The organism is Vibrio sp. LQ2 (assembly GCF_023920125.1).
GTDB lineage: Bacteria > Pseudomonadota > Gammaproteobacteria > Enterobacterales > Vibrionaceae > Vibrio > Vibrio fluvialis.
Genome location: NZ_CP085308.1, coordinates 1,555,259 through 1,578,437, shown reverse-complemented (window position 1 = coordinate 1,578,437; position 23,179 = coordinate 1,555,259). Strand labels below are relative to the sequence as shown.

Genomic DNA, 23,179 nt, shown 5'->3' with positions numbered 1-23,179 from the left:
AAAAAAGCGAACCGGGCTGGCTGGCCCCGTTCGCTCGTGCTGCCGACAAACGGCAGAAACAACAAGGGCCACGGTGAAACCTCATCCGTAGCCCTTGTTTCGCTCGCTATCGATATGACGTGATCTCTCCGTAAAGAGATCAGTCAAAACCATAGCGATGAATTTGTCGAAATGTTTATTTCGTTGGCTCTGTCCAATGTTTCATCGCAAACAATTGTCAGAGCTCACTCGGGTCACTCGCTGATCCGAGGCGTAAAGCGGTTGCATGGTCGTTTTCTTCAACTTGCTGTTTATGAATCGGCGCTAATTTTAAGCCGTTCGGGCATAGAGTCAAGTGCGGTGACTTGGTCAAGATGCTCGGCACTTGCTCATAGCATGGCATCGCCCGCGATTTGCTGCTTCAACCACTGAATAAAACAGCGCACTTTGGGTCGCTGTAAATTCTTTTCCGGTAAACAAATAAAATAGGCGGCTTGAGGCTGAGTTTGCTGCGCATCAATTCGCACCAGTGTGCCGTTTTGAATATATCGCTGCGCCAAACTGTGCTTAATTAAGCCGACCCCTTGCATCGCCAAAGCGCTTTCCACCACAAACTGAGAACCATCAAATAATAGCGTCGGCTGCTTCACCGGTTGGTGATGCTCATTAAGCCACGTTTCCCATCGCATGTCGGTATGAATATCTTCAATCAGCGCGGCTTTCTGCAAATCCGCCAGCGTTTCAATACCGAGTTCCTGCTGATAATGAGGATGACAGACGGGATAAATCGCATCATCCATCAACCATTCACTATGCATACCAGCATACTGCCCTGAACCAAATCTCACGCACACATCCACGCGGGTGTCGTCGGGCGAAGTGAGGCGATTGGTGGGTTCAACCAATATGCTGATGTCGGGAAACTGAGCGCGAAACGCCTGCAATCGAGGGATCAACCAGTGATGGGCGAACGAGCTGGGCGCGGAGATGGAGAGCTGGTTGGGGCGCTCATCCGCCGTCAATGCATCTACGCCCGCCTGCAAATGGCGAAAGCCGAGTTTGACCTCTTGATAGAGGTTTTCGCCGCTGGGCGTCAGGCCGATGGTGCGATGATTGCGCGTAAACAGCGACGTGTCGAGCGTGGCTTCAAGTTGGCGGATTTGCTGGCTCACCGCCGCAGGGGAAACACATAAATCCTGAGCCGCCAATTTAAAACTGCCCAATTCGGCAGACTTATAAAAATAGAGCAATCCTTGCAGGGGCAGGTGACGACGTTTCAATTAACTCAGCCTTAATCAGAGGTAAGGAATGATCGTTTGCCAGATTAACACCGATTCATAAAGATACGAAACCAAGATAAGCCGCGCTGCTGATTGTCACGGGGGAACGACAAATTCATCCCTCCATCATGAGTCATCTCATAATAAGGATTCGTTTTGTATCGCAAACCATTCAGAAATAACGTCGCCCCGATCTCAGGGAATATTTTCAATCGCGTTGATTGTTATTTTCCTATCGCATCAAACAGGAATCGCACTTTAACGCCATCGGAGGCGAAACAATGAAAACCCTTAGCACTCGCTTGCTGCTGCTCTCGTGTTCACTGGTGTTGATGGCGCAAATGTCCACCACGTTGTACTTACCCGCGCTGCCCTTGGTGGCGAGCGAGCTCAACATCAGCCGCTACGGTGCTGAACTCTCGATGTCATTGTTTGTGTTCGGCGCGGCGCTTCCTGTCATTTACTGGGGCCATGCCGCCGAAAAGTACGGCCGCAGGCCCGCGCTCTCGTTGGCATTGCTGCTGTTTATTGGTGCTTGCTTGAGTCTCTACGTGGCTCAATCGCTGACCCAGTTATTGCTAGCACGCGTGATACAAGGCGCAGCCGCTGGCGGGGCCGCAATCATTGCTCGAATCGTGATTCGGGATTACTGGAGCGGTGACGCGTTGGCGCAAAAACTCTCGCTGTTATCAATGGCTTTTATTGCCGCCTTGGGCCTGGGGCAGTTTGTGGGGGCGATGCTCACGCGCTACAGTGACTGGCGCGTCGGCTTTCTGCTGCTGGCGTTGATTGCCCTGCTGGCGCTGCTGACCACCTCTCGTTTCCCACTCAAGGGGCCTGCGCAACCCCAGCACACACCTGGCGCCAGCACCCACTACCTGACCATTCTTCAAGACAAGGGATTTCTTGTGCCTTGTGTTCAAGGCGGCTTGGGCTTTGCTACGATCGTCACGTTGCAGCAAGCCAGCCCGTTTGTCTTTGCCGAAACGCTGCACCTTTCGAGCCAGTGGTTTGGTGTATTTGGTTTGGCGATAGGCTTGGTTTACCTGCTGGGCTCACTGCACGTGAAGCGCTACGTGACTCAAATCGGCAGCCAACCAATGCTGCGTCGCGGCGCCTATTGCGTGGCGATGGGTGCCCTGTTGATGTTAGGCCTGTGGCTGCTGAGCGATATGTTGCCACCGCACGCCCTGACTGGCGGTTATCTCGCGCTGTACTTGGTGATCATTTGGGGTCAAGCGGTGATTTTTCCCAACAGCATGTCGCTGGCAGCAAGCCATTCAACGCACAGCGGCGCACGCAGCATCGCCCTGTGCGGTTTCTTGCAACAATCGATGGCGGGCGTGGCGGCTATGCTGGCCGGGGGCGCAACTCAGAGCCACAGTTGGGTGTTTGGGGTGGCCATCATGAGCGTGGTGATCGTCGGACTCACCAGGAGCAACCCGAAGGTACACGCTTGTCAGTCATAACATCGTGAAGTGAAGAAGAAAGAGAAAGCAGTTCGCGCGATCGTCAATAGTCAACCACGCCAAGCGTCCAGCATTGCACCGATAGCGGCGCAATGCTGGCTGAGATTAGTCTTGCGGCATCCGTTTACTTTTCGGAACGTAGTTCAGAATCGAGATTGGCACTGGTTTTTTCGGTTCAAATCCTTCCACCACACGACGCTCAATCAAGTGGCCCAGACGGCTTTCAATCATGCACAGGTTTTTGAAGTTGTCTTTGGAGACAAACGAAATCGCCTCGCCTTTGGCGTTTGCACGGCCCGTACGACCAATGCGGTGCACGTATTCGTCCGCCGGGAATGGTAAATCGTAGTTCACCACGCGAGAGAGTTCGTGAATGTCGATACCACGCGCGCCAACACCAGTCGCGATCATGTACTTGATTTTGCCCGCTTTGAAATCTTCCAGCAGTTGCACGCGCACAGCCTGACTACGACCACTGTGGAATGCTTCCGCCGTAATACCACGTTTTTCCAATTGGCTCGCCAGTTTTGCTGCACCATGTTTGGTTTCGATGAAAATCAGCGCCTGATCCCAGTTATTTTCGGTGATCAGATGGCTCAGCAACGCGGATTTTTTGTCTTTATCGACCGTGATCAGCCACTGCTCGATGTTCGATTTTGATGCCTGATTCGCCGCAATACTGATTTCAAACGGGTCGTTCACCGCGGTTTTCGCCAGATCGCGCACCTTGTGCGACAACGTGGCAGAAAACAGCAGGTACTGCGCATCCCGAGGCAGGCGATCGATGATTTTGTTGATCGATTCGATAAAGCCCATGTCGAGCATGCGGTCGGCTTCATCCAGAACCACCATTTCCACTTCTTCGAAGTAAACGGCGCGCTGACCGTACATGTCCAGCAAACGCCCCGGCGTCGCCACCAACACGTCCACACCCTCAATCAGACGCTGTTTCTGAGCCTGCTCTTCCACACCACCATACATCGCCAGCGTCGTCAGTCCGGTGTGTTGGCCGTACTGCGCCACTTTGTCTGCCACCTGAATCGCCAGCTCGCGAGTCGGCACCAAAATCAGGGCACGAATACGTTTTTTACGTTGCGTTTCGCGTCCTTGCAGTTTGTGCAGAATAGGCAGCACGAAACTGGCGGTTTTACCCGTCCCGGTTTGCGCCGCAGCGATCAAATCCTGCCCCTGCAAAATCACCGGGATGGCTTTGGTTTGAATGGTGGTTGGCTTTTGATAACCGAGTTCTGCCACTGCTTGTGTCAGGGCTTCACTCAGTCCAAGTTTGGAAAATGACATGAACAGACTCTGAATTGGTAACCGTTAAAGTAGAGCATGCTCTACCACAGCGCGGAATTCTAGCATGATTGCACAACGAGACAATGATTGCTGACCAGATTCGCCCTATGTAATTCGTCTTGTGCATATGCCAAAGGACGACAACATCACACCGAGTGAGGATAACCAGCAGGAGAAAAAGGAGTCACTTTACCTGAGGTAATGTTTGCAAAAGATTCTTGACTGCTGCCACGACATCATTCGCGGTAATGGTCTGAATGGTACCCTGAGGTTGCGCCACCAGCATGGTAGCGAAATCGGAAATAGGGTCGCAGTTCGCGCGCCATTGTTCATCGGCTCTCATGATTAATGTCGGCACCTCAAGCGCCGCAGCAATGTGTCCCATAGAGGTATCTGTCGTCAGGACCAACGCCATTTCGCGCAGCCAGTCGCCAGCATCGCTGATTGACGATGAACGGATGTAATGAACACGCTCTTCATGCGCATAAGCCGCCAACTTGGCACGGTTTTCAGGTAAATCAAATACGCACACCTGAATACCCAGCGACTCCAAGCCAGTCAAAATAGCACTGGTTTGTTCGTCACTCAGCGTGTTTCCTGTCTGTGAACCACACGGATTGAACAACAGTTTGATACCTGACGGCAACGAACGGTCTTGATCATGTACTCGCGGCAGATTGAGATTGAACGCTAACAGCTCAGGTTCCTTCGCCTCCAGATCACTCAGAATGCTCATCATGCGGCGAGTAAAATGCGGAGCCTGATGTTTGTCTTTACCGACAACCCCATCAAAAATGTTGAGCGCAAACGGGTCTATCTTCTTGGCCAGAGTTTCCTGCAGATAGGGCAAGCTGAATTTGCCTTTCGCCGCCAAGCGGTTGATACGCCATAACTCAACCCAGTTGCTGCGTTCACCCAAATAGACAACTTTATCGAAGTGCTGTTCATACAACGTCTTTCTCACACGATGTTGTGCAAGTGCTCGCTGCGGTTTTAAACCGAGATCTAATAACCAGCAGCGGCTCACCGCCGGGTGATAGCGGATGATTTCATGATTTCTGGAACTGCAAAGCACCTCCAACTGCCAATCAGGAAAAGACTGTTTCAACGCGCTAAATAATGGTGCCGTCATCACCATATCGCCAATCGCGTTATATGGGATGAGTAAAACTCTTGGCTTTGCAGAGGCCTTGGACGCTGAAAATCTTGGCTTACCAATGAAGTAAATACTCCATTTAAACAAAAGCTTAAGTAACATAAAAAGGGGGAATTCCAAGGCAAAAAGGGTTAACAAAAAGAAACGCCATACATGGGGGAATTACCATGTTTTATCCAGAACATTTTACAAACAGAAACGATATCCACAATAAAAATTTCTAAGCCTAGTCAAACTAAAGACAGAACTTCTGATTTTCGTGGCTCGTTCTTAACTTTCAGTAAGACCGAGAAATGGCATGAACGTTCGTTGATATTTCTGTTTAATGACAGTAATTGCTGATCTGAACTGGATAAGATAGCCAGAAACGGGAAGGTTTGGGTAAGAATCACGTCAAAAAAGGCGCGAATCATCGCGCCTTTACAGTGTAAAGCGGCTTATGCCAATTTGAGATCAAACTGCATGCGGTACTGCACCATATCCTCAATGGTCAGAACTGGCATGTTGTGCAGCTTGCCAAATGCTACGATTTCAGGCGTTTTAGCCATCGTGCCGTCTGGATTGGTGACTTCGCACAGAACACCTGATGGCATCAGACCCGCCATCTGCATCAAATCCACCGTACCTTCGGTATGACCACGACGCGCCAACACGCCGCCTTTGCGTGCGCGCAGCGGGAACACATGTCCTGGGCGCGCTAAATCGTCAGGTTTCGCGTTCGGGTTGATCGCCGTTTTGATGGTGGTCACACGGTCTTTTGCAGAAACACCAGTAGTCACGCCGTGGCGCGCTTCGATGGTCACGGTAAACGCAGTTTGGTTTTTGCTGTCGTTCACTTGCACCATGGGTGGCAGTTCCAGCTTGTTGGCCTGTTCATCGGTCAGACACAGACAGACGATGCCGCTGCATTCACGGATCATCAGTGCCATTTGTTCCGCGGTCAGCGTTTCTGCTGAGTAGATGATGTCGCCTTCGTTTTCACGATCTTCATCGTCGAGCAGCAACACACCGCGGCCTTCGCGCAGCGCTTGCAGTGCATTTTCAACACGGGTGATTGGGTCGCCGAATTCGGCAAGTAGCGATAACTGATTCATGGTTACTCCTAATAATGACCAGAATCAGGGCTGTTATGAGGGATCAAAAGCCAAAACCAAGTGCACCAAATCCTAGGCGTGAGGGAACCTCAAACCGTCAGGCTGGTGTGTTTGTCATTCTCTCTCATCCGGACTGTAACCGTCGGCTCTGGCGTCTCACCAGATCTGCTGACCTCGACGAATCGAGCGCTCGTGGGCTCACCCTGTTGGGTATACCACCGGTGGGGAATTTCGCCCCGCCCTGAGAATACGTTAAAAATAGTAAGCCGCTACGTTCAGCATAGCGGCCTGAGGTATGGTAGTGCTTTCATAGACGATTGAAAAGCACCCGTGGCGCAAATGGTGTAAAAAGCGCCGCGTCTCGATCAAAGCGAGCGATTTAACGCAGAACGAAGCGTCCGAGCAACTTGAGCCACAGCTTGCGATGGTTAAGTAACCAGCGGCTACGTGGCAGTTTGCTGAAGGAATGCAACACGGTTTTGGCATGTGAAAACGTCTGGAATCCTTCAAGGCCGTGATAATGTCCCATCCCCGATTCCCCCAAACCGCCAAACGGCGCATCATCGGCCGCGACGTGCAACAGGGTGTCATTAATCGCCACACCGCCACTGTGGGTGCGTTTAAGCACATAATCAATGATGTCCTGATCGTCACTCATCACATACAGCGCCAGCGGTCGCGCCTGCGCATTGACGCGTTCGATGGCTTCTTCAATGGTGCGGTAACCGACTAACGGCAAAATAGGACCGAAGATCTCTTCTTGCATCACTCGCATCTGATCCGTCACTTTGCTCACCAGTTGTGGCGCCATCTGACGTTCAGCCAAGTCAAGTGTACCAGTCAGCGAGCTTACCTCAGCGCCTTGCTGACTTGCATCATCCAGCAGCGCCTGCAGCCGTTGATGCTGCGCCTGATTGATGATGTGTGTGCAATCGAGTTTGCCCTGCTTGCTGACAAAACGTTTGGCAAAGCGGCGCAAATAGAGTTCGGTAAAAGGGGCCACCTGCGCTTCTGGCAGCATCACATAATCGGGCGCAACACAGATCTGGCCGCTGTTGGTGGCCTTGCCCAACATGATGTTGTCTACCGCACGTGGAAGATCGGCATCGGGCGCGATGATGACCGGAGATTTGCCCCCTAACTCCAGCGTAACTGGCGTGAGATTGTGCGCAGCGGCAATGGCCACTTTGCGCCCAACCGCCGTGGAACCAGTAAACAGCAGATGCTGGAATGGCAATGCACTGAAAGCCGCGGCAATCTCCGCCTCTCCTTCCACGCATTGGGCGATATCGCCCAGTGACGCCACAATACGTCGCAGCACCTGATTGGCCTGCGGCGTGTGTTCACTGAGCTTTATCATGACCTGGTTGCCGGCTGCGACCGCGGTCACCAGCGGTGCCAGGCTCAGCACCACCGGAAAATTCCACGGCACAATAATGCCGACCACACCCAGTGGCTGATAGCGCACACAAACGCGCGAGGGCGCCAGAATCAGCCCCGTTTTACGTCGCTGCGGTTTCATCCAACGTTTGAGAGATTTGAGGGTGTAATCGAGATGACTGACCGCTGGCACGATGTCGCACAGCAAAGTGTCAAAACGGCTGCGATAACCAAAGTCACGGCTCAGGGCCTCCACTAAAGCACTCTGCTCGGTGAGCAGTGCCTGCTTGAGCGCCACCAGACGCTGCTGGCGTTTTTCCAGTGAAGGGGACGGGTCGTTGGCAAACTGAATGGCTAAACGACCAAACTGAGCGGATAACAGGGCCTCCTCACTAAGAGGTTCGGTGACCACATCGGCTAACTGCGCCATAGTCTCTCCAAAGTTACAGGTTGTGAAGCAGCTCCGGGTTGATGCCAAAGCTGGTCTTATGTTCTTCAATCACAAACTCGCTGCGAGTCTGGATCACGCCCGGTAGGGTACCCAATTTCCCTGACATAAACGCCTGATAGGCCTTCATGTCTTTAACACGTACTTTAATCATGGTGTCGAAATCCCCGGACAACGAATAACACTCTTCGATTTCCGGCACATCGCGCACCGCTTCAGCAAAGCGTTCAAAAATTGAAAAGCTGGTCTGGTCAAGACGGATATGAATGAATACCTGAACGTCCAATCCGAGTTTTTCCGCGTTCAACTCCGCATGATAGCCTTTGATGTAGCCCTCTTTTTCCAGCCGTTTCACCCGATCTGAACAAGGGGATGTGGTGAGATTGACCATCTTGGCCAGTTCCACCACTGGCAAACGTCCTTTGTCGTGCAGAATGCGCAGAATTTGTTGGTCTACCCGGTCTAAATGCATAATGTTCGAATTCCCTGTGAGACATCATTTGCGACATACAATACTGACTAATCCGCTCAGGAAGAAACGTTTCAATACGGGTTGTGATTGCGTTCACAGTGAAAAAATAAAGGGCATCGTCAGATGCCCTTAGTTGTTTACGGTAAATCAAAGTCTGAAGCGGGAAATTTCCTGATCCAACTCCTGCGCCAGATTGTGCAGCTCTTTGGCCTGCTGCACCGCATCCTGAGCGTCGCTCGCTAGCGCGTCACTCACTTCGCGCACCGACTCCGTGTTGCCGTTAATGTCTGCTGTTACCAAGGATTGCTCCTCTGCCGCCGAAGCAATTTGTGTCGCCATGTCGCTGATCAGTTGAATCGCTTCACTGATCGCCTGCAGGCTTTCCCCCGTTTGATTGACATCGCTGACACTGGTTTCCACCAGCTTATGGCTTTCCGTCATCACCGACACCGCATTTGAAGTCACTTTCTGCAAACCGGCGATCTTGGTCTGAATTTCTTCTGTTGAGGCATGAGTACGCTGCGACAGCACGCGAACTTCATCCGCCACCACCGCAAAACCGCGCCCCTGCTCGCCTGCCCGCGCAGCTTCAATCGCAGCGTTGAGCGCCAATAGGTTGGTTTGCTCAGCAATCGCACGGATGGTGGACAAAATGGTTGAGATTTCGTTGGCATGCTCTTCCAGCTCGCCAATGATGTTGACCGCGCCCGTCAGCTCTTGAGCCAACTGGTCAATAGAGTGCTTACTCTGCTGCATTTGCTGGTAACCCTGCGCGCCGAGCTCAACCGATTGGTTGGCATTTTTCGCCGTGTTGTCAGCATTGCCGGCAATTTCCGCCGTCGCAGAAGCCATTTCAGTCACTGCTGTCGCCACCATGGTGATCTCATCTTGCTGGGTACGGATGCGCTCGCTGCGCTGACCTGCTGCGCGCGCGGCATGGTTCGCCCCTTCGTTCAGAGCAACCGATACATCACGCACGTTTTTCACCATCACGTGCAGGCGATCGACGAACTTATTGAACTTGTCCGCCAACATGCCCACTTCATCGTCACTTTTTACGGTCAGACGGCGGGTCAGATCGCCATCACCTTCAGCGATATCTCCCAATGCCGCAGCGATGTTGCTCAGCTCATTCAGTTGACGGGCCACAAACCACGAGGTGGCTAAGGCCATGACCAACAGAATCACCAGACCAATCAGGGTTTGTGTCATCAGCATCTGATTTAACGGCTGCTCCAGCACGGCTTTGTCCATCACCATCACCAGCATCCAGTCGGTATTGTCGATGCTTTGCGCCATCAGCAGCTTGTCCTTGCCGTCAATCGACATCGGCAGCAGATGGTGATCATTCGCCGCCCCCTGCAGCGCGGCTATGCTCAAGCCAGAGGCGATATCCTGAGTCGGTTTGAGGATCAGGTCTTTGTTCGGGTGAGCAACAATTTTGCCTTTCTGATTGACCAGAATGGCGTAACCTTTGCCTGGAACTTCAATCGCCAGTACGTCTTCAATCAACTTATTCAGTGCCAGGTTGGACGCCGCTACGCCGATAAACTGACCATTGACGCGTACAGGCTCTGTCAGCGTCACCACCAGCGTCTGCATGGTCACACTCACATACGGTTCCGTTGTGGTCGGCTTGCCTGCGGCTTTGGCTTCTTTGTACCAGCCGCGCTCGCGTGGGTCGTAACCCGCTTTGTTAAGGGAAGGATCCTGACGGAACATCTCTCCTTGCTCGTTACCGTAGTAACTCAGGCCAAATGAACCGGACTCGAGGGTTTGGCGCAGATGTGGCACCAAATCAAGATTCGGATTGCGTTCAATTTCTTCGCGCAACCCTTTCAGAGCATGCTGTTTGGTGGCAAACCAGTCACCGATCCCCTTGGCATGCGCCTGCAGTGTATTGCGGCTTTCACTTTCGATGGCACGCCAACTGTCTTGCTGGAAGGTTTTATAACCCGCGACCACCAATGCGATTGCGGTCAGCGCGATCGCAATCACCACAGAGAAAACCATTTTTCTCTTTAAACTTAACTGCATGAATGGGACTCCTTCGTCGTATCCACAGGTGAATTCCCTACAGATTAGCTGAACGAAGAGAGATTACCTTGCGAAAGTTCCCATTACGGGACAAGAAGTCGGCTGTTGCATCAAATCGGTGATCTGCTGCCCATTGTGTTGAAGAGACAAATAAAAAACTCCCGTGACAACCACGGGAGTCATCAAACTGACACGAATTTAAATCACTCTGGCTCGAGAGAAATCAGCCGCTGATAAATCGGATTGTTGATTACAAACGCGGCAGAAACCCTGTTTCTCCATTTTGTAATAATGCTCACCGTGCATCAGTGCAGCCATGAATTGCTGAAAACCCTGCCAACCCGTCGTCGGTTCCGTCTGACAACGCCTCATTACAACTTTGTGCGGTGTGGTTTTTCGACAACAGTTGCAATACGCTTCTGGCATGGTGGGTCCTCCTGTTTGAGCCTTTCTATTGACAATTGACGCATTTTGAATCGGTTGGTTCCATTGTCCCAAACTTTAGTTTTAAGTTTGTGACTGGGATTCAAAAAATAACACCCACTTTCGAGTGAGTTTCTGCTATTGCATTGCCATGACACAAGCACAAAAAAGCCCCACATTGGTGGGGCTTTGTTCAGTTATGCAAACTGTTTGTCAGTTAGTCCAGCTCAACAAGATGCTTCTTGAAGGTAAGGTGCTGCTTCTTCACTGCTTCTTCAGGTTCACCCGTCAGCAGGCTAACCGCAACAATCGCGATGGTCGAGAAGATGATTCCCGGTACGATTTCGTACACGTCATACCAACCACCTGATAGCTGTTTCCACACGACGATAGTGATGCCGCCGATCACGATACCCGCCAACGCGCCGTTACGGTTCATGCGCGACCAGTACAGGCTCAGTACCAGTGCCGGACCAAATGCCGCACCAAAACCTGCCCATGCGTAAGACACCAGACCCAGAACCGAGCTGTCTGGCGTCATTGCCAGGATCAGCGCAATAATAGAGATGATGATGACCGCCGCACGGCCAACACGCACGATCTCTTCTGACGTCGCATCTTTCTTATACACTTGCTTGTAGAAGTCTTCGGCCAGTGCAGAAGAAGAAACCAGCAGCTGAGAGTCCGCCGTACTCATGATTGCCGCCAGAATCGCTGCCAGCAGAATACCGGCCATCACTGGGTGGAAAATCGCGTTCACCAGCAGCATGAAGATTTTCTCGCCGTCGTCCAGCTGGATAGAACCGTCGTTGGTCACGTAAATCAGACCAACCAGACCCACCAGCATCGCGCCCGCCATTGACAGACCGGTCCAGATAACCGCAATGCGGCGTGCTGTGGTCAGATCTTTGTTCGAACGAGTCGCTTTGAAACGCGCCAGGATGTGTGGCTGACCAAAGTAACCCAGACCCCACGCAACCAGCGAGACGATCGCCACCGCAGACAGCGGCTGGCCTTTCACGTCATTCCACATGGTCAGCAGTTGTGGGTTAATTGCCAAAAGATCGTTGTCCAGCTTAGTGAAACCACCATTCATGGCTGCGATAGGTACGATCATCAGTGCCGCTGCCATCAGCAGACCTTGCACCAAGTCGGTCCAGGATACCGCCAGGAAGCCGCCGAACAATGTGTAAGAAACCACACACACCGTACCCACGATAACTGCTGTGCTGTAATCCAGACCGAAGACTGTTTCAAACAGTTTACCGCCTGCCACCAGACCCGAGCTGGTGTAGAAAAGGAAAAACAGAAGAATGAAAAACGCTGAAATCGTTTGAATCAGTTTTGAATTGTCGTTGAAACGACGAGACAGGAATTCAGGCAGCGTCAGGGCGTCAGTGGTAATACTGTAGGTGCGCAGACGCTTAGCTGTGATCAGCCAGTTTGCCCAAGTACCCACCAGCAGGCCACCCGCCAGCCAGAACGCTTCAATACCGGCCGCGTATGCGTAACCCGGCAGACCAAGCAGCAGCCAGCCACTCATGTCAGATGCACCCGCAGAAAGCGCTGCAGGCCATGGGCCTAAAGAACGGCCGCCCAAAAAGTAATCAGCTGAGTTTTTCGTTCGCTGATATGCATAGACCCCAATCGCCAACATCAAAATGAGGTAGACGATAAATGTGGTCGTAATAGCAAAGCTATTTTCCATTGATGTGTCCTCTTATATACGATCGCCTTCCATGTCCCCCCACAAGGTGCGGGGGGAGAACTACAGAAAGGATTAGTGGGCCTCGTTCCCAAGCTCAAGCAAGGTCGCGTTACCACCCACTGCTGTTATATTTATTGTGCGCGTACGTTCGGTAATAAAACGCAGCGATAAGTGTGGATCATTCGCCACCGGGAGTGCGGCAAAATCCGTTTCAGACACCAGGCTAACAATTGCGCCTGAGCGTTTGGCTAGTTGACGGTTGATTGTGCGTTCAACCGACGTATTACCGACATAACCCATGCAGCGAATATCCGATTCCATCAATTGATGATAGGCGTCGAACGTTGCAAACTGCAGCAGGTTAGCCGGGAGCGTTGACTGCTCGTAAGCAGCCGACAGAGCGGACGTCAGCTCAGCATCGTCACTACAGAATACGACGCTGTTGCCTGCGACCAGCGCAGCACACAATTGAGCTGCGACCGCCAGTTTTGCTTCATTACTGCTGTCATCCTGAACGATGAGGGCAACACCGCGCCCTGCAGTATAAAGCTCGTTGGTTTCTCCAGTGGGTCCAACTAATTGGTGCGGTTGCGCCAATAAAGCTGAAGCCTGTTGAAGTTGGTAAGAAATCACTTTTGCCAATGCTGGCATAGCGCTTTCTAAATTGTGTTTCAATGACAGCAGTGCCTCACATTTTGAGTCAAAGCCAGTCAGATTCCAGTTTTCCCAAGCCGAAAAAGCGTCAGAAAAACGAGTTACTTGATGCACCATAGTTAGCCTCCTTCGCTGAACGGATTAGCTGTACTGAACTTGAGTGAAACGGTACAGGTAGTGTGGACCACCTGCTTTTGGTCCGGTGCCGGACAGGCCCTGACCACCAAACGGCTGCACACCGACGACCGCACCAACTTGGTCACGGTTGATGTAGCAGTTACCCACACGCGCGTGTTTTTCAATCCAGCGATAGGTCGTTTCGTTACGGCTGTGGATCCCCATGGTCAGACCAAAACCGGTATCGTTGATTTGCTGAACCACCTGCGCCAATTCACTCGCTTTGAAGCGAACGATGTGCAGGATTGGGCCAAACTGCTCTTCGGTCAGGCAGTCGATACCCGAGATTTCAAACGCAGTCGGCGCAACGAAATCACCGTATTCACACACCTCGCCCAGTTCCAGTTGTGCCACTTTCTTCTGCGTTTTGGTCATGCGTTCGATGTGCTCAAGCAGACCTTGCTTAGCTTTCGCATCGATCACCGGACCCACATCCGTGTTGTGCAGATAAGGAGTACCGACAGAAAGCTCCTGCATCGCGCCCTGAATCAGGGTAATGATGCGATCGGCAACGTCTTGCTGAACAAACAGCACACGCAGTGCTGAACAACGCTGACCCGCCGACGCAAAGGCAGAGCGCAGAACGTCACGCACCACTTGCTCAGGCAGCGCTGTACTATCCACGATCATCGCATTCTGACCACCAGTCTCCGCGATAAACGGCACAGGATCAGCATCGCGCTCAGCCAACGTTTGGTTGATGCGCTGCGCTGTCGCAGTGGAACCCGTAAACGCCACACCAGCAATGGCCGCGTGTGACGTCAACGCCGTACCGATTTGCGAACCGCGACCAGGCAGTAACTGAATCACGCCGCCAGGGAAACCCGCTTCCAGCATCAGTTCGACAGCGCGCGCTGCGATCAGGCTGGTTTGTTCTGCAGGTTTGGCCACGACGGTGTTACCCGCAACCAGTGCGGCACTGATTTGGCCTAGGAAAATCGCCAGCGGGAAGTTCCACGGACTGATACATACGAATACACCGCGGCCCTGACGAGCAACCTGACGGCTCTGGCCATCAAAGCCCTCTACCGAGAACTCGCCCAGTGTGTCTACGCGTTTGGCGTAGTAACGACAGAAGTCGACCGCTTCGCGCACTTCATCAATGCTGTCGTGAATGGTTTTACCCGCTTCCTGATGACAAATTGCCACCAGTTCAGCCAGATTGGCTTCCAGCAGGTCCGCCAGTTTGTCCAGTTTCTCAGCACGCGCTTGTGCCGGAGCTTGGTTCCACTCAGCAAATGCAGCATGTGCGGTTTCGATCGCTGCGGAAACATGATCATGGCTAGCATGGAAAACCTGGCCCACTTCGATGCGACGATCATACGGCGCTTTAACCAGTTCTGGCTGGCCAGCTGCCTTGATCATGCTTTCGAACTGAATCTCGCCGTTAATGATCGGCGATGCTTGCCATTGCTTGCTCAGGAACGCATTGACCTGCTCTTCAAATGGTTTCGCTTCACTCTCGATGTCGATGTTGACACCGTACGAGTTGCTGCGCTCAGCAAAAATGCGTGAAGGCAGAGGAATCTTGGTGTTGTTCAACGTATCGAACGCCAGCAACATGTCCACCGGATGTTGAGTCAACGTGCTGATTGGGCAGCGCGCATCCACCAGACGGTGTACGAATGAGCTGTTCGCGCCGTTTTCCAGCAGACGACGAACCAGATACGGCAGCAGATCTTTGTGGCTACCCACGGGTGCGTAAATACGCACAGATTGCTTGTATGCCGCCATGACGTGGTTGTAGAGCGCATCGCCCATACCGTGCAGGCGCTGAAATTCAAAGTCTTTGTGCTGCGCCATCACCGAGATTGCGGTTACGGTCTGCGCATTGTGGCTGGCAAATTGTGGGAACAGATTGCCGCGCACGCTTTCGCTCAGCAGGAAGCGGGCACACGCTAGGTAAGAAACATCGGTCGCTTCTTTGCGGGTGTAAACCGGATAACCGGTGTAACCGCTCTGCTGTGACCATTTGATTTCGCTGTCCCAGTACGCGCCTTTTACCAGACGCACCGGAATCAAATCGCCCTGCTCTTTCGCCAGCGCAGTCAGCCAAACCAGGACTGGCAGGGCACGCTTTGAGTACGCCTGAACCACCAGACCAAATTTGCCCCAGCCTTTCACTTTCTCGCTGCGGTAAACTTTTTCAAACAGTTCCAGTGACAGTTCCAGACGATCCGCTTCTTCTGCGTCGATCGTGATCGCCACATCCAGCTCCATCGCACGATCCAGCAGTTGGATCAGCGTGCTGTACAGCTCAGTCATTACGCGGTCGCGATTTGCCACTTCATAACGTGGGTGCAGCGCGGAAAGTTTGATCGATACTGATGGTGCCGGGCTGGTGTCCAGGCCATATTTGTCGCGGCCAACCGCCTCAATCGCCATCAGGTAATCTTTGAAATATTTGTTCGCGTCTGCCGTGGTCAGCGCCGCTTCACCCAACATATCAAATGAGTAGGTGTAGCCTTTATCGCGCATCGGGCGACCATTTTTCTGCGCTTCGGCAATGGTGCGACCCAGAACGAACTGGTGACCCATGATCTTCATCGCCTGATGCATCGCTTTACGAATCACCGGCTCACTCAGCTTGTTCACCAAGCGGTTTACCGCTTGAATCGGGCTGGTGCCTTCTGCATCGGCCAGACCAATCACTTTACCGGTCAGCATCAAACCCCAGGTGGACGCGTTAACGAACACCGAATCTGAGCTCTTCAGGTGAGATTTCCAGTCTGCCACGCCCAAGCGGTCACGAATGAACGCGTCAGCGGTTTCAGTATCCGGAATACGCATCAGCGCTTCAGCCAGACACATCAGAAGAATGCCTTCCTGAGTATCCAAACTGTACTCAAGAAGCAGGGCGTCGATCATCTGAATCGACTTTTTGTCCTTACGAATTGCTTCGATAAGTTCAGTGGTTTTGACGGCCATCGACGATTTTTCTGCATCGCTTGGGGTCGCCAAAGGTAAAAGCTGCTCTAGCCATTGGGATTCGTCCACCATGTAAAGTGGCGAGATCTTTGACCACAGCTTGCTAAGCGGCTGCTCAACAAACTCTGCTTTCAACACATCTGTTGCTGTAAACATGCGTTTTCCTCAATCTCACACCCGAGATTCAATTGGGTCGGGTTTCCTACAATGACTGGCAGTGTATTTTGAGCGTGTGAAGAATACTTGTCAAAAACTCCGAGCTTTTTGCCAAAAACTCGGTTTTTTAACAAAGCAAAAACAGAATCACATCAATTTAGATAAAATAAAATGCTGTTCATTTACCAATTTTCGCAAATAAATAACCCGAGAGTGCATAAACAGTCTCGGGTTATAGAATAATTCTCATTAAAATTCGCGATATTCAGCGTTTAGTTGCGGCACATTTTTTTGTACTGAGAAGGAGAGACCCCTTGCAGGCGAGAAAAGGTGTGGGTAAAGGTACTCTGGTTGGAGAATCCGCTCAGTTCGGCAATCTGGCCGAGCGTCAATCGGCCCTGTTCAATCATCAGTTTGGCCATATCAACACGCTTGCCCAGCACATACTGGTGCGGCGTAATGCCCATCTGCTCTTTAAACAGCATATGAAACTGGCTCTCGCCGAGAAACACGCTGCCCGCGAGCTGTGCGACGGAAATGCGGCTGCTGATGTGCTGTTCGATGTAGCGATCGATCGCCTCCAGATCAAATCGCGACTCACGGCGATGAGTTTCGAAGGCGGAAATATGACGCTGCAACAAAGCAAGCACCGTGTCACTACAAGCCCGGCTGAGCAGCATATCTTCCGGGCTGTTCTGCATTTCCTGCACCAACATCTGCACCAGTTTCTGGATCTGACCATCCAGCTGGAAATAGACATCGGCGTTAGAAAGATCGTTGATCTTCTGCAACATCAAAGGATCATCGTTGCTCGGCAGTGGCATGTTCAGTACCAGAATATCCGACTGACCAATGATGCCGCCAAATGCGTGATCGGATCCGGACGTCACCACGCAGCCCTGCCCCGGGCCGACGATATTCCCCATCCCACTGACTTCAAATTCAGCCTGACCTTTTAAGCCGATAACAATCTGGGTATAGCTGTGATCGTGACAGTGCATGTGGGAAGGCAAGGTCACCAACTCTGCCGGACGAGGCGACAAAAGTTTGGCTCTTTGCTCTAAAATGGACGGATTGTGAGAAGATAATGTACTCATACTGGTTTCACCTCACGATGACAGACCTGCATGGTATAACAATTTCGCCTCGAGCGAAATTACCCGCCACTCAAGATGCGTTATAGAAAACCATGTGCATAATTGTGCTGGCCCGGCATGAAATTCCGGCCAAATTCACACTTCGGAACAATGATCAAGTGCACATAAATTACGGTCAATGTGTATTCAATTGAAAAACGTCAAACCAGATCAGAAATCGGTGCTTGCATATTTCGATAATCTGCTCAAAATGGAGCTTGAGAAATAGAAGACTCACAAAATCAGTGGCCTATTGTCCAGATTTTGTGATTTTATTGTAATAGAAATAGCTTTTGCATTATGTAAACCAGCGTATCCATCGCGCTGTCAAAAGTTTGTCTTTTCCCACTGACCTCAGTGGAACCACATCAATTTGTTGCAGGGACCTATGATCAGACATCGCCTCCCAGCGCTACTGCTTGCGCTAAGCCCTATTTGGGTATCTGCATCGGTGTACGCGGATGAAGTTACACAGGTTGATCCTGTTACCGCTATCGATGAGAAAATCAGTACAAAACAGAGCGAGATCGATTCCATCGCGTCTGAGTACGACGCCGAAGGCTCTAAGCTTCAACAGCTGAAAAACGAACAAAGTCGTTTACAGCGTGAAAGCGATGAGTTGGATGCGAAACGTAACCGAGCTAAGTCGGCACTGGACAAACAATATAGCCGCCTTCTTGAAGATCCAGATACAGACTTAGTGACTTTCCAGAAGAAATATCAGGAAAGCTGGAGCGCGGTGAAAGAGAATCAGTCTGAAGCACTGACGAACGATCAGGCCATTACCGAAAGCGAAATGCGTCTGTCACAAATCAAGCAGAAGCAAGCACGTCTGAAAACCGAATTTGCCAACTTGGAAGAAAGCAAAATCGAAGCGCGCGTAAAACGTCTGGATGCGGAACTGCGCGAAAGCGATGTGTTGGAAACCAGCTACAAAACAGCGTGTTCTACCACTATGACGCTGGGTGAATGTTCAAGCCAGGGTCAACATCTGACGAAACAGAAAGCAGTGAAAACGTTCCGCGCCAAACTGCTGGATAACCTGACTGAGTCCGTGATTGCCAAGCAGAATCTCAACGGTGTGGAACTGAACATTCACGTTCAGGAAAGCCAGATCATCCGCAGCGGCTTTGAAGGCAACAACGAATACTTTACGCAAATTCAGGCTCAGCTACAGGCAAAACCAGAGGCAGTGGCTGCATGTAAACTGCTGAACGTCTCAAGCCGCTACTGTCTGAAAGGCTCTTCTGATGAGCAAACGACCAAGAAAGACAAGCAGTGGGCGAATGTCACTGTACGTTCTGATCAGTACAACGATTCAGTCACCATCAACGGCATCAACTACGGCAGCACGCCAGTCGAAATCGTGCTACCAGCAGGCCGTCATCAGGTGACAGTTGCCAAAGACGGTTATGAAACTTACAACCGCGTGATTACCGTCAATGGTAATGACACGGTTTGGGTGAAGCTTCGCCCGAACAAAGACAGCTAATCATCCCTTGCGGCTCTGATTTGGTGTCGAATTTCACAAAGCTGTCGTTTAAACGCCATTTTGTCACTAAGTTATTGAAAGATGACTTCTGACAAAATGGCGTTTTCGTTTAGAATGCTGACAGGTTTTTTCAAACATTTAACTGAAGTAGACAACCATGCGACAAGGTTTACCCGCTCTGTTATTCGCACTCTCGCCATGCTTACTGGCAGTGCCCGCGATAGCTGAAGACACGGCACCCGCCACTGTTATGGCTATCGATGATGCACTGTTTAGCAAGCAATCAGAGTTGCAGGACGCTAAAAAGGCTACCCAGACTCAGCAAACCGCTGTTGATAATCAGCAAGCTGAACTGGATCGCCTGAATAAACAAACGCAAAGCTTGGACGCGGCGCTGAAGACAGCCAAAGCGAACCTCGAGCGTGATTACCAGAAAATGATTGATGAGCCAGAGCTGGATATTACAGGCTCTCAGAATGCCTATCAGGCAGCCTGGTCAGCCATCAAACAGAATCAGAAAGCACGTTTGGAAGCCGGGCAGAAACTGCAGGAGCAGCAGGCAGCACTGGCTCAGACCCAAGCTGCGCAGCAGGTGATTGAGCAGAGTATTGCCAAGCTTGATCAAGACAAACTGCGCGCACGGGTTGAACGTCTGCGTTCTGAGCTCAATCGCACTGGTGAGCAAAAAGTCAGCTTCACCAACGCGTGTAGCGCCGATATGACGTTGGCGCAATGTGCCAAACAGACCACTGATCTGGCGTTGCAGAAAGCCGTGAAACAGTTCCAGGCCTGGCTGATTGATGAAACCAGCGAAGCGGCGGTAGTGAAACAGCATCTGGCTGACGTGTCGCTCAATATCCACGTACTCAAACACACCACGACAGATTCTGGCTTCTATGACGGCAGCAAGTTTAAAACCGCTATCGACACGCAACTGGATGCCCGCCCGGCAGAAAACACCCCCTGTAAGCTGCTGAATGTCGATTCACAATACTGTTTTGCGCCGGGTGAAAACGCTCAGACCAGCAAGCAAAAAGAAGTGGCGTGGGTGAACCTGGCCATTCGTTCGAATCAGTACAACGACAAAGTGTCGGTTGATGGTGTCAGCTACGGCAGCACTCCGGTCGAAATCATGCTGCCGGTTGGCAATCACATGATCACGGTGGAAAAAGAAGGCTACCGTTCATTCCATCAGGAACTGAGCATCAATTCCGATCACACCTTACGTGCGGTGCTGCGCGAGCAGGCCAACATTCTTAAGCAGGGCTTTAAGTTTGCAGACTCGCTGAAAGGCAACATCAAGGCGCCGGAAATGATAACGTTAGTGAGCGGAGAATACCTGCTGGGTGAAAACGCATCGCGTCAGGTTCGCCTTGATCATGCTTTCGCAGTCAGCGCGACACCGATTACTGTCGGTGAGTTTGAAACCTTCGTCAATCAGACTGGATACCAAACCGATGCTGAGCTGCAGAACGTTTGTATCGCAGTCAACAATTCCGAAGTAACGCCGATTCCAGACAGCTACTGGCGCAACCCAGGCTTTAAACAATCGGCGCAATCTCCGGCCGTGTGTATCAGCCAGAACGATGCCAACGCGTATGCGCATTGGCTATCAAAACAAACCGGCTTTACCTACCGTCTGCCTAGTGAAGATGAGTGGGAAGTGGCCGCCCGTTCCGGCAGCAAAACCAGTTACTGGTGGGGTGATAACTTCGGCAGCGGTCAGGCCAACACGGGCTGGGGTGGCACACCTTGGTCAAACAAGAGCACATCACCAGTCCGCTCATTTGAACCGAACCGCTTAGGTTTTTATGACGTGGTCGGCAACGTTTGGCAGTGGACCAATGATGCACGCGGTTTAGCAAAAGGTGGCGCCTGGAGTTTCTCTCCGGAAATGGCCAAAGCAGAAAGCGAATTGTTTATTTCGCCGTCTGCGGCCGCGAACTATGTCGGTTTCCGCATACTTCGCGAACTTTAACTGCAGGTTTTTCTCAAAAGGGGGGATTTCCCCCCTTTTGCGTTTCTGGCCGCTTCAATATAGTTAGCTCAAGCACTGGGTAACACCTAATGCCCGGTATCTTATTGATACCTCTGTGTTTTCAGCAGACCCTCGCTGAAATCATGGAACCTCTTCTACACGTCGACAAGATATGTTTCTTGTATTTATTGCCAGCCCGTCTTCAGGCTGGCTTTTTTTCGTCCTTTTCCCCGAAAATCACTGCATTTCGTTGCTTACAACCGTATTGCTGCTTGATATCATAAGTCGCGTTGTACTTGAGGAAATATGTGTGTCTACTCATCTGACTGCCGAACAAATCTTACTGTTTAAACAATTGCCCGGTTATTGGGGCTGCAAAGACTTAAACTCGGTGTTTGTCTACGCGAATGATGCGTATGGTGAGCTGATCGGTGTCGATTCCGCCGAAGAGTGTGTCGGTCGCACCGATTTCGAAATGCCAAGCCCAACGGTCGCCTGTGCCGGGGATTTTCAGGAACAGGATCGCTATGTGATGGAAACCGGGCGCTCACTCAAGGTACTCGATATACACCCCTATCCCGATGGCCGCTGGCATGCCCACATTTTTACCAAAAGCCCATGGCGCGATGCCGAAGGCAGGATTCAGGGCACCATTTTCTACGGCCAGGATCTGACGGACACGGCGATTTTAGAAGTGGGACACTGGGTATGCCGGGCTACGGGCCTGACATCACCCTTCAAAACGTCCAACAGCCACAACACGACCCAACTACCGAAACTGACAACTCGTGAATCTGAGACGCTGTTTCTGATGCTGTATGGTAAAAAACCACAGCACATTGCGCGCGTGATGGGAATTTCAATCAAGACAGTCGAAGGTTATGAAGCGCGATTGCGCAATAAGTTTGGTGCTCACAGCAAAGAAAACTTGCTCGATCTAGCGCTGGATTTGGGTTTTGGTTCGGTGATTCCGAAAACGCTGCTCAAAACGCAGTTGTCGGTGGTGCTGAAAAACGAACACGCCGCATAAAGCGGCGTGTCTGGTGTCATCTTCGCAGATTAAGGTGCCAGGCGATCCACATCCCAGCCAGCATCCGCTTTGCTGTAAATAAAGCGGTCATGCAAACGGTGTTCACCGCCCTGCCAGAATTCAATGCTCGACGGTCTGATACGGAATCCACCCCAGAAGCTCGGTACCGGAATTTCACCTTTCGCGAATTTCTGTTTCAGTTCCAGATACTTACCTTCCAACACACCGCGAGCAGAAATACGGCTGCTCTGATGGCTGGCAATCGCTGCGATCTGGCTCTCTTTGGGACGAGAGGTGAAGTACTTCATGTTCTCCAGCGCACTCAGCTTTTCTGCCGTGCCAGTGATGTGTACCTGACGCTCAAGCGGATGCCAAGGGAAATGCAGGCTCACTTTGCTGTTGTGCTGAATATGCTGCGCTTTGCGGCTGCCGAGATTGGTATAAAACACAAAGCCGTCTTTATCGACGTTTTTCAGCAACACGATTCGTTGAAATGGCTGGCCGGTTTCATCCACCGTGGCCACGGTCATAGCGGTCGGGTCTGTTAACTTGGCATCAATCGCCTGCTGCAGCCAAAGGTTGAACTGATCAATCGGGTCAGCAAGCAAATCCTTTCTGCGTAAACCACCTTGAATGTATTCGCGGCGAATATCTGAAAGATCCATTTCTACTCCTCATTATTTTTTGCCGATTGTGCGCTTATACGCCTCAGAACTCAAGCCGCAAGCCGCCAAAAAGCGCACGCGCTCTATCTCTCATAACCGTTAATTTTCGGATACTTATTCGGCCAGCCATCACAGCGAGGAATAAGAAAACGTCTAAACTGTAATGACAAGTCTCGGCGACTTGCCGTCTCGTTTTTTCTCACACACGCAGGATCGCG

General features: G+C 51.5%; 17 protein-coding genes and 1 riboswitch. Of the genes, 4 read left to right on the top strand and 13 right to left on the bottom strand.

Features of this window, described 5'->3' with window-relative positions; all coding sequences use genetic code 11:
- Nucleotides 1-368 precede the first annotated feature (368 nt).
- Nucleotides 369-1,259, bottom strand: coding sequence for a LysR substrate-binding domain-containing protein (locus LGV68_RS07350; RefSeq protein ID WP_222750422.1), 891 nt, complete (start codon nucleotides 1,257-1,259; stop codon nucleotides 369-371).
- 281 nt (nucleotides 1,260-1,540) lie between these two features.
- Between LGV68_RS07350 and LGV68_RS07345 the strand changes: the two genes are divergently transcribed.
- A complete protein-coding gene (locus tag LGV68_RS07345; protein ID WP_252536421.1) occupies nucleotides 1,541-2,728 on the top strand; it encodes an MFS transporter in 1,188 nt (395 codons plus the stop codon).
- 105 nt (nucleotides 2,729-2,833) lie between these two features.
- Here the strand turns inward: LGV68_RS07345 and LGV68_RS07340 are convergent, their stop codons facing one another.
- From LGV68_RS07340 to LGV68_RS07290, 11 genes are all read right to left on the bottom strand, one after another.
- Nucleotides 2,834-4,027 carry a DEAD/DEAH box helicase gene (locus LGV68_RS07340; protein ID WP_165881656.1) on the bottom strand — a complete coding sequence of 398 codons (1,194 nt, stop codon included), beginning with the start codon at nucleotides 4,025-4,027 and terminating at the stop codon, nucleotides 2,834-2,836.
- Between the two features lie 184 nt (nucleotides 4,028-4,211).
- Nucleotides 4,212-5,159 (bottom strand): glycosyltransferase family 9 protein, encoded by a 948-nt coding sequence (locus LGV68_RS07335; protein ID WP_165881655.1) that lies wholly within the window; start codon nucleotides 5,157-5,159, stop codon nucleotides 4,212-4,214.
- Nucleotides 5,160-5,620: 461 nt separating this feature from the next.
- Nucleotides 5,621-6,277, bottom strand: coding sequence for a 3,4-dihydroxy-2-butanone-4-phosphate synthase (gene ribB, locus LGV68_RS07330; RefSeq protein ID WP_020328717.1), 657 nt, complete (start codon nucleotides 6,275-6,277; stop codon nucleotides 5,621-5,623).
- 112 nt (nucleotides 6,278-6,389) lie between these two features.
- Nucleotides 6,390-6,530: riboswitch (FMN riboswitch) on the bottom strand.
- Nucleotides 6,531-6,656: 126 nt separating this feature from the next.
- Complete coding sequence (locus LGV68_RS07325) at nucleotides 6,657-8,087, bottom strand: coniferyl aldehyde dehydrogenase (RefSeq protein ID WP_252536419.1); 1,431 nt, start codon at nucleotides 8,085-8,087, stop codon at nucleotides 6,657-6,659.
- Between the two features lie 13 nt (nucleotides 8,088-8,100).
- Nucleotides 8,101-8,577, bottom strand: a complete 477-nt coding sequence (locus LGV68_RS07320; protein ID WP_020328715.1) for an Lrp/AsnC family transcriptional regulator — start codon at nucleotides 8,575-8,577, stop codon at nucleotides 8,101-8,103.
- A gap of 147 nt (nucleotides 8,578-8,724) precedes the next feature.
- Nucleotides 8,725-10,614: a methyl-accepting chemotaxis protein gene (locus tag LGV68_RS07315; RefSeq protein ID WP_032081630.1), complete on the bottom strand. Its 1,890-nt coding sequence runs from the start codon at nucleotides 10,612-10,614 to the stop codon at nucleotides 8,725-8,727.
- Between the two features lie 198 nt (nucleotides 10,615-10,812).
- Nucleotides 10,813-11,040 carry a hypothetical protein gene (locus LGV68_RS07310; RefSeq protein ID WP_020328712.1) on the bottom strand — a complete coding sequence of 76 codons (228 nt, stop codon included), beginning with the start codon at nucleotides 11,038-11,040 and terminating at the stop codon, nucleotides 10,813-10,815.
- Nucleotides 11,041-11,254: 214 nt separating this feature from the next.
- Entirely contained in the window at nucleotides 11,255-12,745 is a 1,491-nt protein-coding gene (gene putP, locus LGV68_RS07305) for a sodium/proline symporter PutP (RefSeq protein ID WP_020328711.1), read from the bottom strand.
- A 72-nt stretch (nucleotides 12,746-12,817) separates the two neighbouring features.
- Nucleotides 12,818-13,516 carry an aldehyde dehydrogenase family protein gene (locus LGV68_RS07300; protein ID WP_020433195.1) on the bottom strand — a complete coding sequence of 233 codons (699 nt, stop codon included), beginning with the start codon at nucleotides 13,514-13,516 and terminating at the stop codon, nucleotides 12,818-12,820.
- A 24-nt stretch (nucleotides 13,517-13,540) separates the two neighbouring features.
- On the bottom strand, nucleotides 13,541-16,660 hold the full coding sequence (gene putA, locus LGV68_RS07295) for a bifunctional proline dehydrogenase/L-glutamate gamma-semialdehyde dehydrogenase PutA (protein WP_252536417.1): 3,120 nt from the start codon (nucleotides 16,658-16,660) through the stop codon (nucleotides 13,541-13,543).
- A 272-nt stretch (nucleotides 16,661-16,932) separates the two neighbouring features.
- The gene (locus LGV68_RS07290) at nucleotides 16,933-17,757 is read right to left on the bottom strand and encodes an AraC family transcriptional regulator (RefSeq protein ID WP_020433197.1); all 825 of its coding nucleotides are present in this window, start codon (nucleotides 17,755-17,757) and stop codon (nucleotides 16,933-16,935) included.
- Between the two features lie 427 nt (nucleotides 17,758-18,184).
- Here LGV68_RS07290 and LGV68_RS07285 point away from each other — a divergent pair, with 427 nt between their 5' ends.
- From LGV68_RS07285 to LGV68_RS07275, 3 genes are all read left to right on the top strand, one after another.
- Nucleotides 18,185-19,288 carry a PEGA domain-containing protein gene (locus tag LGV68_RS07285; protein ID WP_222727269.1) on the top strand — a complete coding sequence of 368 codons (1,104 nt, stop codon included), beginning with the start codon at nucleotides 18,185-18,187 and terminating at the stop codon, nucleotides 19,286-19,288.
- 157 nt (nucleotides 19,289-19,445) lie between these two features.
- On the top strand, nucleotides 19,446-21,266 hold the full coding sequence (locus LGV68_RS07280) for an SUMF1/EgtB/PvdO family nonheme iron enzyme (protein ID WP_252536412.1): 1,821 nt from the start codon (nucleotides 19,446-19,448) through the stop codon (nucleotides 21,264-21,266).
- A gap of 310 nt (nucleotides 21,267-21,576) precedes the next feature.
- A complete protein-coding gene (locus tag LGV68_RS07275) occupies nucleotides 21,577-22,296 on the top strand; it encodes a helix-turn-helix transcriptional regulator (protein WP_020328703.1) in 720 nt (239 codons plus the stop codon).
- Between the two features lie 29 nt (nucleotides 22,297-22,325).
- Here LGV68_RS07275 and pdxH read toward each other — a convergent pair whose 3' ends face one another.
- Nucleotides 22,326-22,961: a pyridoxamine 5'-phosphate oxidase gene (gene pdxH / locus LGV68_RS07270; RefSeq protein ID WP_020328702.1), complete on the bottom strand. Its 636-nt coding sequence runs from the start codon at nucleotides 22,959-22,961 to the stop codon at nucleotides 22,326-22,328.
- Between the last annotated feature and the right edge of the window lie 218 nt (nucleotides 22,962-23,179).